Raw genomic sequence first — 11,438 nt, forward strand, 5'->3', positions numbered from 1 at the left:
CTGTTCGTCTGTGAAACGGCTGCGCTTCATTCCCTGGTCCTCTCAATGGGCCAGAGCTTACTTCAAAATGGATTATTTCAACGGGGCAAGGTCAACGGGGATCGCGCAGACGACAGAATCGGATGTTTCAGCTGGTTCGTGTCGGGGGCTCCGGGGTGCTTACTCATCTCACGCCATTCGCGCGGCATGGGCTATATTGCGGTATTTTTATTGTTACCGCTGTGGATTGGGTTGATACAGCTCTAGGCAGGGAGCAGCGATCATATTTGGACGTCCCATCACGGGGTCGGCATACAAGGATTCATAGTCAGGAGACACAAGGCCGCGCTTATCCCAAACAGGACATGTCATGGAGGAGCATGAGATGAAACTTGATCTGGACTTCGATAAGAAACGTGAGATCCCCGTCGGCGACAGTGGCCGTGTACGCTTTCGCTTCCGGGACATAGCAGTGGAGCCTGGAAAGGCCGTTTCGCTAAAGAAGGATTTCGATCCGGATTTCACCGGCGGCTATGATGACAAAGAGGGGGCGCTCGAGAAGGTGGCGGCAAACGTCGAGCGACTGTCCGCGATGCAGGAAATCCTCTATGCTCAGGATAACTACGCTCTGTTGATCATCTTTCAGGCTATGGATGCGGCAGGTAAGGATGGCGCGATTCGCCATGTGATGTCCGGAATCAATCCGCAGGGCTGCCAGGTTACCAGCTTCAAGGCGCCGTCAGCGGAAGATCTGGATTATGGCTACCTTTGGCGTGCATCAAAAGCGGTGCCTGGTCGCGGCATGATCGGTATCTTCAACCGATCATATTACGAGGACGTTTTGGTTGTCAGAGTTCATCCGGAACTGCTTGAAAAGCAGAAGCTCCCGCCGAGCGCTCACAAAGCAGATATCTTTCAGAAGCGCTTCAAGGAGATAAATAATTTCGAAAAATACCTCCGGCAAAACGGCACAATCGTTTTGAAGTTCTTTCTTAATGTGTCCAAGAACGAGCAGAAAAAACGCTTCCTGGCGCGGATAGAGGAGCCAGAAAAGAACTGGAAGTTTTCACCGGCGGATTATGCAGAGCGAAAATACTGGGACAGCTACCAAACGGCATTCGAGGATATGCTGGAGAATACCAGCACCGAGTGGGCTCCTTGGTTCGTCATTCCCGCCGACAACAAATGGTTCGCGCGATTAGCAGTATCGGAGGTGATCTCGGCAGCTTTCGAGAGGCTAGATCTTCGGATGCCGGAGGTTAGCAAAGCACGAAAAAATGAGCTGATGCAGATTAGAAGACAGCTTCTCGATGAGGAGGACGAGTAGAGCCAAGGTCCGCAATCCGCTCAAGGCAACGTCCCTCCGAGTGTAGCGCGCTGGAACGCGTTCGCGCGAAAGCCCCGCGTCGTGGTGATAGCGGAGGCGACGATCACGGCGCCTACAATGCAATGAACGCCGTCGTCAGGGAGGCAGTGTTTTTACCCCACGGTTGGTGCTGCGGTGCACAGTTATCTTGAAGAGTATGAGATTGACTGGAAGGACGAATGTAACTCATGACACACAGTCATGCGTAGCCTCCTTCAGAAGAAGCTCGGCAACGGCTATGCACCCCGTCGGTGGACAACATTTCAGCCCCCGCATAGAGACCGCCGGAGCGGATTGCCTGGCGTTGATGCAGACATGGCCCACGAGGTCTTGGGGAAGTCCGGGAACCGACCGGGACCACATGGGTCCACATCGCGTTCATGTTCGCCGCAAATTGAAGCATCCAGGGCGATACGGTCAGCCAGGAAAGGACACGGCTCAAACACACAGCCTACCGCGCCTCCAAGCCTAAAAGCGGCCGCCGGAACAGTTATGAAGAGCGAAAGCTGGCACGAGCCATCAGATGAATGCACTTTTTCGATGGGAATTGAATTTCCGGTCCAAATATCTTGAGGGGCCGCCTGATATAAATGCGCCGTCGGAAAGGCGGAAAATGGTCGGCCCGCGCGGCCTCGGTCAAGGAGCGCCGAAAGACGGCGCTTCCAGCATTGCCAGCCCTGTGCCAGCGACTGACGGCAGACGATCTGGTATTTGAGAAGCCCGGCTCAAGTGCTGCCTTGGAGAAGTTTCGCAAATCTCAGTGCAGCCTTCAATACGGCGCCATTAGTACGGCCCGTCAGGCGCTGATGCGTAAAGCGAACCGACCGCAGCGGGCCCTCGAGATGGACTTGCCAGATTTCTTTTAAGCAGTCAGTGTTAGCGGCAGAAGGCTCAGATCGGCAAAAGGCGACGGAAGCCATCAAATCGGACGCAACCTATGTCGATAGATATCGCGACCATTAGACGTATTGCCCACCTTGCCCGTCTCGCTTTCAGCGAAGACGAGGCTGAAATAATGAGTGGCGAGCTGAACGAAATTCTGACCTTCGTCGAGCAGCTTTTGGAGGTTGATGTCGAACGAATCCCTCCGATGACCTCGGTTGTGCCAACAGCCATGAAAATGCGCCAGGATGTGGTGACCGAAGGCAATCATGCCGAAGAGATCGTGGCGAATGCACCTCTCAGTGAACGCAACTACTTCCTTGTCCCCAAGGTTCTCGATTAAGCAGAGACAGCCTCGGGCCTTGAAGAAATTCACGGCCTGCGATTGCCGCCGCACGATGCGCCCCTTTGCGTTGCGCGTGTGAGGGGCTTGAGATTTCCGGCCCACATCCGATGCCTCGAAAACTTGCCGATCTCGTTTGTGATCGAATGATGTGTCATCGCGAAGGCCCTCCCGTTTTGCACCGCAATAGCCGGTGAGGTAAGCCCCCTTCAGCAGCCAGATGACATATGACTTGCTGACTGCGAACCGTGGAGCTAAGCTTCCTACTCATAAATACTCCAATTGCCGCTGGCGTTAAAGGTAAGGGTCAGTAGCATCCAAGCTTGAAAGCTTAAGCATCAGCGCAGTCGATGGCCCCGTTCCATGGCGATGTTCTGAACGGTTCCCGAACACTTAGGCCTTGCCAATGTGCAACGAGTATGAACAGCGCGCCAGCTACGCCGAATACTGCAAGGTCATGCAGGATCTCGCGCTTGGCATGCCGACAAACCAAACGGAACTGGACATGCCGCCGGCTGACCACATCAAGGTCGGCGACATGGCCCCGGTCATCCGACCTGCGGGCGACAATATTGTTGAGCTAGCGCAGATGAAGTTCGGCTTTCCGCCCATCGGCAAGCGCGGCCCGGTATTCAACGTTCGATCGCAAGGAAGACATTTCAGCGATTGCCATCGCTGCCTTGTACCAGCCAGCGCCTTCTTCGAGCCTACCAAGAAAAAAGATCAAAAGATCAAACATCGGTTGACGTTCGTTGACGCGACGTTCATGGCGATCGCTGCGATATGGCGACCCAGCAGGAAAGGCCAGCCCTCGGCGTTCGCGATGTTGACAACGGAGCCGGGATCGGACGTGGAGCCTTTTCATAATCGTCAGCTCGTTGTCCTTCGACCGAGGGATTGGAAAGCGTGGATCGACCTTGACAAGCCTGAGGAAGAGTTGTTGCGCCCGCTGCCGGGAGGCTCGCTGAAAGTGGAGACCGCCCGCGGGAACGCTCCAATTGGCAAGCTCTAACTCCGAATTCCAGCGGTGGGCAGAACCCATTCATGTTACCGTCCCCCGGATGCTGTTTTATGCATTGCCCGCTTAACTCATCCTGATATGGGAAGAACGTTCTGCCGCAGTAGGCGCCCTCGTAGAGGATGCGTCAGCGAACAGATCGAAGCGACCGAACATCGACGCCTGATCCATGAAGGTCTGGACTAGACTCGAACCTATAACCTTTTCGAACAGGTGTTAACTCAGTAAAAATTTCGGCGCCTCACCTTCACCGGGCACGCCTCGCCGACGTGGAACCCAACACCGGGCGAGCTTCAAATACGTTGCATATCTGTGGCCATCCGAATGATTGCGTCAGGAAAGGAGCGATGTGGCTCATGCCCACACCCTTCAAGCCAGAACGTCCTTCCCAAGGCAACAATCCGCTGGATGTCGGCAAGCTGCCTTGGCGATGCGAAAGCATCTTCAGTTCCCTGGACCGCAAGGACCGGACATCGGATTTTCGACAGACACCATCTGATATCGAACCTTTGGGCAAATCCCTCGCTTGTCCAGAGGTCATGCCATCGACGAAAGATCGGCTCGGGCCTATGATGGTGGCACGAAAGGGCCCTCTTGAGCGCGCCTTCTTCCCACGCTAGACCGACGTCACGTACTGCCTTTTGCGTCTCCGGCTCGACATAAAGATGCGGTGCTTCCGCTAAGACTGCCCGAATCCTATCCCCATGCAGAGCTGCGGCAAGTAGAGCTATCGTGGCACCATCACTATGGCCAAGAAGGTATGCTTGACGGATGCCTATCGCATCAAGAACTCCGGGAAGCCGACGCGCCTCCACTGCCAGATAATCAACGTCATTTGGACCTTGAAGCGGTGATGATCTACCATATCCTTCGCGAGAATAGGCGACGACACCGAGGCCGGTTTCAAGAGCGAGTTGCTCAGGAAATCTCCGCCATGTCGAGACGCTTCCTAGTCCCTCATGGAGTAATACGATCTGCGGTTGAGGCGGCATGGGTCCCCAGCGCGTCACTTCAATGTGAAGGCCCATCTCGAGGCGGAGCATCATGCTGCTCGCCTCAAACTTGCCAATGCTCATGGATCCGTTACCCCAACGGCAATCGGCGCGCGGTTATGGCCGGCACCGATTGGTTCCGCTCAATCTTAGAGTTCAGAGGCCCTTGAAGGCAGGTTTGCGTTTCTCATGGAAAGCCTTAACGCCCTCGGCAAAGTCTTCAGAAGAACGCAGGCGGCTGTAGCAATGGCCTTCCAGCTCGATTGCCGCAGAAAGCGACGTGTCCTCGCTGTCATTCAAGAGCTTTTTTGCAGTGCGCTGCGCCAATGGCGAGAAGGCCGTAAGTTCCTTTACCAGTGCGTCGGTTGCAGCCTCGAGCTCTCCATCGGCGACGAGTTCTGTGGCAATACCCCAGTCGTAAGCCTGCGTGGCCTTGATACGCTTGGACCGCATAACAATGTCCTTGGTGCGTGTGATGCCGACGATCTGTTGGAGACGGGCCGAGCCGCCCGAGCCGGGAATCTGGCCGAGCTTCTGCTCGGGAAGCGCAAACTCCGCCGTTTCCGAGACGATGCGGAAATCGCAGGCGAGCGAGATTTCGAAACCGACGCCGAAGCAATAGCCGCGATTGGCAACGATGACCGGCTTTTCGCAGCGCGCCGGCGCGGCGATGTTCCAGGCCAGCTTGGAGACATGCTCAGGCGTCGCTTCGAGGAAGCCCATGATATAGCCGCCGGACGAGAAATGCTCGCCCTCGGCGCGCAGCACGATAACGCGCACGCGGTCGTCCGCGTCAAGCGCTTCAAAGGCGGTTTTCAGCTGGTCGCGCTGAGCCATTGACACGGTGTTGAATGGTGGGCGGGAAAGGATGATGTCGCCGCGCTGCTGCTCGGCATTGATCTCTACACGAAAGCCGTCGAGATTGGACAAGGGATTGCTCATGCTGGGCTCTTTTCCTTCTGCATTGATTCAAGTTGGTATTCGCCGTCTACCAGCTTCCTGCGCAGAAGCTTGCCGACGGGCGATTTCGGGATTTCCGTCACGAAGACGTAGCGGCGCGGTCGCTTGAAATTGGCGAGAGTTGACATGGCGCAATAGGCGTCCAGTTCGGCGTCGGTCACGTCATTGGTCCGGCTGATGAAGGCTGTGACAACACGGCCCCATTTTTCGTCCGGCAGGCCGACGACCGCGACTTCCGAGACGCCCGGATGCAGCGACAGCAAGCTTTCCACCTCGACCGGCGAGACGTTTTCGCCGCCGCTGATGATCATGTCGTCGACGCGGCCTGTGACGAAGAGATCGCCGTCCTCGTCGAAATAGCCCGTATCAGAACTGAAATACCAGCCATCCTTGAAGGATTTCACATCCGTATCCGGCCGCCGCCAATAGCCTTCGAAAGCCTCGTCGCCGGCCATCAGCGCGATTATCTGGCCTTCCTGGCCGGCTGGCACGCGGTTCTCCGGATCATTGGTGTCGAGCGCGACGACGCGGATCATCTGGTTGATGCCCGATCGTCCGGCACTACCGGGCTTGATCTGGGCGCGCTGGTTTATGGTGCAGGTGTAGATTTCCGACGAGCCGTAGTGATTGACGAAGAGATCCGGCTTGAAGGCGGCGTCGAGCACTTTAAGGAGGCCTTCCGTCATCGGTGCTCCGGCAAAGCCGAGCTTGCGCACAGAGGAAATGTCGGTAGCGGTAAAATCTGGATGATTGACGACCGAGTGATAGAGGGTCGGAACGAGATAGAGATTGTCGATTTTCTCACGCTCGATCATCTGCAACGCCTCGGAGGCATCGAATTTCGGCATACAGACGAAGGTGCCGTTGGTGATAGCGGAGGCAAGCAGCGAGCGGACCCCCATCGTATGATAGAGCGGCATCACGCCAAGCGTCTTCTCTCCATAGGCATAAAGGTTTTGGGCTACATGGGCGATCGCTGCCGCGCGTTCGGCGCGCTGCCGCCGCGGAACGCCCTTTGGCCGCGAGGTCGTGCCTGACGTATAGAGCATCAGCGACCAGGCATCCGCCCCGACACGCGGCCGGGCCGGAGCCGCGTCGCGATCGAGCAGCGCATCGAAAAAGAATTCGCCGGCTTCCGGCTGCGAAAGAGAAATCAGATGGATGCCGTCAGGCAGGTGGGCGCTGCGACAGGCTTCGGCGGAAAACTCCTCGAAAGCGACTGCGCGGGCTTCGGAATCGCTAACCGCATAGCTCACCTCGTCTGCCTTGGCGCGCCAATTGATCGGCGTCAGGATCACGCCGGAAAACTGGCAGGCCCAGTGCAGCGTCGCCGTCTGCCAGCGGTTGCGCAACACGCTGACCAGGTGATCGCCTGGCTGCATACCGAGATCGTCGAAGGCGGCGACAAGCGCCGATATGCTTTTATAAAGATCACGATAGCTGAGCCGCACGTCCCCGTCGACGATCGCAAGCGCCCCCGGCTCCCGCTCTAGGCTCGCCAGAAAAGTCGTTCCAAGATCAAGCATTAGTTTCCTCCGTGTCCGCCACCCGCTCCGCCAGCAGTTTCTGCTGGGCTGCGAGGGTCGCTTTGATGATGGGTGCATAGCCGGTGCACCGGCACAGATTGCCGGACAGAGCTTCCCGAAGCTCCGCCTCGCTCGCCTCCGGCTTTTCCTTCAGGAAGGCATCGAGCGTCATCAGGAAGCCGGCGGTGCAGAAGCCACATTGCAGGCCGTGATGTTCGCGAAACGCCTCCTGGATGATGGAGAGGCGGCTTCCGTCGAGCGAAAGCCCCTCGACAGTGCGCACGTCGCAGCCTTCGGTCTGCACGGCAAGCGCCAGGCAGCCGCGTGCCATAGCGCCATCTATCTGGATCGTGCAAGCGCCACAGACGCCATGTTCGCAACCGACATGCGTGCCTGTCATACCAAGCTCGGCGCGCAGGAAATCAGTGAGCAGCATGCGCGCCTCAGCCATGCCGGACACGGTACGGCCGTTGAGGGTAAAAGTGACAGGATGTTTTCCGTCGGCGGTCAGGCGCGGCATGACGCGGCCTCCTCGATAGTCTGGCGGCCTAGCTGGCGCACTAGATCCCGCCGGTAGCGGGCCGTGGCATGAAGATCATCCCGGGCATTGAGGTCCCAGGCAAACTGGTTGAGCGCATCATCGAAATCGGCCGTACCCGGAAGCGGCAGCGCCCGCCGCGTCGGGGCATCAGCCACGCCGCCGACGGTCAGAAAGGCTTGCTGCTCATTGACGATGGCGGCGCAGGCGGTGATTGCGAAATCGCCATGCCGGCGTCCAATCTCCCGAAATGAATAGCCATGCCCCGGCTTTGCTGTCGGATAGGTGACAGCAACAATCATTTCGTTGTCGGCCTTCGCTGTCGCCATCATGCCGGTGACGAATTGCTCCGCCGGCAGGATGCGCTCCTTTTTTGCCTTGCGCGACATCAGGTGCACCGTGCCTTCGAGCGCAATCAGTGAGGTGAGCAGTTCCGCGGACGGGTCGGCATGCGCGACCGATCCGCAGACGGTGCCGCGGGCCCGGGTCTGGGCATGCCCAACCCATTTCAGCGCCGCGGCGAGCAACGGCTGACGGTCACGAAGGCCGGCATGGCGTTCGAGCTTTGCCTGCCGCACGGCGGCGCCGACCCGCATGCTGTTCCCGTCGTCCTCGATCTTGCGTAGCGCATCAACCGCCATGATGTCGACAAGCACGGCCGGACGCGCCAGCCGCATGTTGATCATCGGGATCAGTGACTGGCCGCCGGCGAGGATACGGACATTGCCCTGCTCCTTGTCCAGCATGTCCAAAGCTTCGGCGAGGTCGGCGGCGCGCAGATAGTCGAAAGGTGCCGGTTTCATCGGATCAGCCCCATAGCCGTTGCGAACTGTCGGATCGTGTCAATCGGATTGAAACCGCGCCGCTTACCGCCCGCCTTGGCGGCGAGCGCCTCGAAGAACTGGCCGATGACGACCCGCGCAGCGCCGTCCAGCAGGCGCCCGCCGATCGAGGCAACCTTACCGCCGACGGCAGCCGTGTACTGATATCGGATCTTCGTCGTGCCGGGCGGATCTTCCGTCAGCATCACGGTGCCGGTGCCCTCGCCATTGCCGAGCGCGCCGCTGGTACCGCCGCTGAGCCTCACCGAGTCCGGTTCGTTGAGATCCGACAACTTGATGACGGCGGAATAGCGTCCCTTGACAGGGCCGATCCCGAGCGTCACGTCGGCGCTGAATTCGGTGGCGGAGACTCTCTTTACACCGTGGGCGCCGGGAATGATCGACATAAGTTCGTCAGGATTGAGGAGCATGTCCCAGATGCGCTGGCGCGGCGCCTGGACGATCGCCTCGCCTTCCCCCGACAGAGCCCGTTCGCCGGCCTTGGCGGTCTTCGGCTTCGGCTTGGCCTTGGGGGGCGTCTTCGGCGCCGGTTCCTCGCCGAAGACGTGTTCGGCGAGCCTTGCCGGCGCAAGCGGCAATTCGATATCGCGGATGCCGAGTGCGTCGGCGACGGCATTAGCAATGCAGACCGGCGTCGACATGCAATTGCCCTCGCCGACCCCCTTGGCGCCGAGCGGCGTGAAGGGGGACGGGCTCTCGTAATGCAGGATGGTGAGCGCCGGCGTCTCCATGATCGTCGGGATCAGGTAGTCAGCAAGCGTGCCAGATTGCAGACTGCCATCGGCGCCATAGCTCGACTCCTCAAGAAGCGCCGCGCCCAGCGCATGAGCAAAACCGCCGGTCACCTGCCCCTCGACCATGCCCGGATGCAGGATGCGGCCGCAATCGTGCATGGTGACGTATTTGCGGATTGTCAGCGCCGCGGTCTTGCGGTCGATCTCAACGGCACAGATATCGAAGATGAAGCCGTGACAGAGGGACGAATTGACATGGTCCTGCTCGTCCGGCGCTGTCAGTTCCGGCGGCGTCCAGAAGGCGGTTTCGCGGATTGTCTGGTCGATCCCCTGCGGCAAGTCACCCGGGGACCAATGGCTGGATGATGCAACACGGGCGAAGGGAAGGCTTTTCGTCGGATCGCCTGCGTGCACGCGGCCACCTTCGAAGACGATCGCCACCATATCCGCTTTCAGCTGCTTTGCCGCGATCGCCGCGAGTTTCGCGCGCACGCGCCGGGCGGCGATATCGGCCACACCAGCGACGGCGGCGGCAAAGCGGCTGGAATAATTGCCCGAAGCGATCGACCAGGCGTCCTTCGCCGTATCGAGTTCCGAAACGACGCGGATATCGGCGGGTTTCAGGCCAAGGACGTCGGCGACAACCTGTGACAGGACCGTGCGATGCCCCTGTCCCTGCGGCACGGACGCGACATGGACGGAGACCGATCCGAGCGCATCGATGCCGATCGTCGCGGTGGCCTGGGCGCCATTCTTCGGCCCGGCCTTGATGCGCTGCTCGGGGCTGAGAACGGCAGTGATATAGCCCATGTTCGATACGCTCGGCTCGACGACGGCGGCATAGCCGATGCCGAAGATGCGTCCTTCGGCCCGGGCTTGGTCGCGCAGCGCCAGAAGCTCGTCCAGACCGCCCTCGCGAGTGGCGATGTCCATGGCCGCCTGGTAGTTGCCGCTGTCATAAAGGGCGCCGGTCGCCGTCCGGTAAGGAAAGGCGGAAGCCGGGATCATGTTGACACGCATGACATCGAGCGGATCGAGCGAAAGTTCTACGGCAATTCGCTGCATCAGCCTTTCGAGCGCGAAATAGACCTGCGGGCCGCCGAAGCCGCGGTTGAGGCCGGTCGGCATCTTGTTGGTGAGCACGATGCGGTTGCGTATCGATACATTGGGGATCGCATAGGCGCCGGTCATGTTGCCGTGCATGCGGTAGAGAGTCGCCGGTTCCGGCGCGCGCAGATGGGCTCCGCAATCTTCGAGCTGATCCCAATGCAGCGCTGTGATGCGGCCATCGGCCTCGACCGCCGCATCCAGCCGGGTGACGCGGTTGGTGGCGGTGACCGAGCCCATCAGATGTTCGAGTCGGTCCTCGATCCATTTGACCGGCCGGCCAGCGACGCGGGCGGCGATCCCCATCAGCACGACGTAGGGGAAGATCGCCTGCTTGACGCCGAAACTGCCCCCGGAATCAGCAGGGGTGCGCAGCCGCAGGCGATTGCCAGGGACGTTGAGGCCGCGGGCCATCACCGCATGGATGCTGAATGGCCCCTGGAAATTGGCAAGAATATCGTAGCTGTCGTCGGTCGGATCATATTCGGCAACGACACCGTAGGTCTCGATCGGCGTGCAGGCGCTGCGCGGGTAGCGGATATCGATGGAGATCGTGTGCGCCGCAGCCTCGAAAGCGGCCTGCGGTTCGCCATAGGTGAAGCTGCGTTCGTTGGCGAGATTGCCCTTCAGGCCCTCATGCAGGATAGGAGCGCCTTCGCCGAGTGCCTCGACGGGGTCGGTAACGGCAGCAAGCGAAGCATAGGTGATCTCGATCAGATCAAGCGCATCCTCGGCGACATAGCGGCTGGAGGCAACGACGATCGCTACCGGCTCGCCGAAATAGCGCACCTTGTCGGTGGCGATCGGCCAGCATTCGATCGGCGCCTTGACGCCGACGACCAGCGAGCTGCCGTGACGCTGGATGTCTTCGGCGGTGAGAACGGCAACGACGCCCGGCAGAGCCCTTGCCTTTTCGGTGTCGATCGCCTCGATCCGGGCATGGCCATGAGGGGAGCGGAGAATGGCAGCGTGACAGGTGCCTGACTTGATCGCGAGGTCATCGATATAGCGGCCACGCCCGGTTAGGATGGCACCATCCTCGACGCGGGGGATGGACTTGCCGACCCATGTCTCTGTCGCGATCGCCCGTGCCTCCTTGATATCGAATGTCTGCGATGTGGTGTTCACTGTGATACCTTCAGGCTGTGAAA

Annotated in this window: 11 protein-coding genes; 4 read left to right on the top strand and 7 right to left on the bottom strand. The window is 59.5% G+C overall.

All coding sequences use genetic code 11. The features are described from left to right. Positions 1-246: hypothetical protein (locus FHX16_RS29915; RefSeq protein ID WP_259131947.1), on the top strand; the 246-nt coding region annotated here is incomplete at its 5' end. Positions 247-364: 118 nt separating this feature from the next. Continuing rightward, on the top strand, positions 365-1,306 hold the full coding sequence (locus FHX16_RS29920) for a polyphosphate kinase 2 family protein (RefSeq protein WP_246712782.1): 942 nt from the start codon (positions 365-367) through the stop codon (positions 1,304-1,306). Positions 1,307-1,544: 238 nt separating this feature from the next. Here FHX16_RS29920 and FHX16_RS31745 read toward each other — a convergent pair whose 3' ends face one another. Then, positions 1,545-1,793, bottom strand: coding sequence for an SPW repeat protein (locus FHX16_RS31745; RefSeq protein WP_183758397.1), 249 nt, complete (start codon positions 1,791-1,793; stop codon positions 1,545-1,547). 489 nt (positions 1,794-2,282) lie between these two features. Here FHX16_RS31745 and gatC point away from each other — a divergent pair, with 489 nt between their 5' ends. Together gatC and FHX16_RS29930 are read left to right on the top strand one after the other, a co-directional pair. Continuing rightward, a complete protein-coding gene (gene gatC / locus FHX16_RS29925; RefSeq protein WP_183758393.1) occupies positions 2,283-2,570 on the top strand; it encodes an Asp-tRNA(Asn)/Glu-tRNA(Gln) amidotransferase subunit GatC in 288 nt (95 codons plus the stop codon). 457 nt (positions 2,571-3,027) lie between these two features. Then, a complete protein-coding gene (locus FHX16_RS29930; protein WP_310503164.1) occupies positions 3,028-3,582 on the top strand; it encodes an SOS response-associated peptidase family protein in 555 nt (184 codons plus the stop codon). Positions 3,583-3,881: 299 nt separating this feature from the next. Here FHX16_RS29930 and FHX16_RS29935 read toward each other — a convergent pair whose 3' ends face one another. The 6 genes from FHX16_RS29935 to FHX16_RS29960 all read right to left on the bottom strand — a co-directional run bounded on the left by FHX16_RS29935 (position 3,882) and on the right by FHX16_RS29960 (position 11,388). Beyond that, a complete protein-coding gene (locus FHX16_RS29935) occupies positions 3,882-4,664 on the bottom strand; it encodes an alpha/beta fold hydrolase (protein WP_183864702.1) in 783 nt (260 codons plus the stop codon). Positions 4,665-4,736: 72 nt separating this feature from the next. Further along, positions 4,737-5,522, bottom strand: coding sequence for an enoyl-CoA hydratase/isomerase family protein (locus FHX16_RS29940; RefSeq protein WP_183758388.1), 786 nt, complete (start codon positions 5,520-5,522; stop codon positions 4,737-4,739). Further along, positions 5,519-7,066 (bottom strand): AMP-binding protein, encoded by a 1,548-nt coding sequence (locus tag FHX16_RS29945; protein ID WP_259131953.1) that lies wholly within the window; start codon positions 7,064-7,066, stop codon positions 5,519-5,521. The genes FHX16_RS29940 and FHX16_RS29945 overlap by 4 nt, the downstream gene beginning before the upstream one ends. Beyond that, positions 7,059-7,586, bottom strand: a complete 528-nt coding sequence (locus FHX16_RS29950; protein ID WP_183864701.1) for a (2Fe-2S)-binding protein — start codon at positions 7,584-7,586, stop codon at positions 7,059-7,061. The genes FHX16_RS29945 and FHX16_RS29950 overlap by 8 nt, the downstream gene beginning before the upstream one ends. Then, positions 7,574-8,407 (bottom strand): xanthine dehydrogenase family protein subunit M, encoded by an 834-nt coding sequence (locus tag FHX16_RS29955; RefSeq protein WP_183758382.1) that lies wholly within the window; start codon positions 8,405-8,407, stop codon positions 7,574-7,576. Before FHX16_RS29955 ends, FHX16_RS29950 begins: the two co-directional genes overlap by 13 nt. Then, on the bottom strand, positions 8,404-11,388 hold the full coding sequence (locus tag FHX16_RS29960) for a molybdopterin cofactor-binding domain-containing protein (protein ID WP_405049342.1): 2,985 nt from the start codon (positions 11,386-11,388) through the stop codon (positions 8,404-8,406). The genes FHX16_RS29955 and FHX16_RS29960 overlap by 4 nt, the downstream gene beginning before the upstream one ends. Positions 11,389-11,438: the final 50 nt, after the last annotated feature.

The organism is Rhizobium sp. BK661, assembly GCF_024808825.1.
Classification (GTDB): Bacteria; Pseudomonadota; Alphaproteobacteria; order Rhizobiales; family Rhizobiaceae; genus Rhizobium.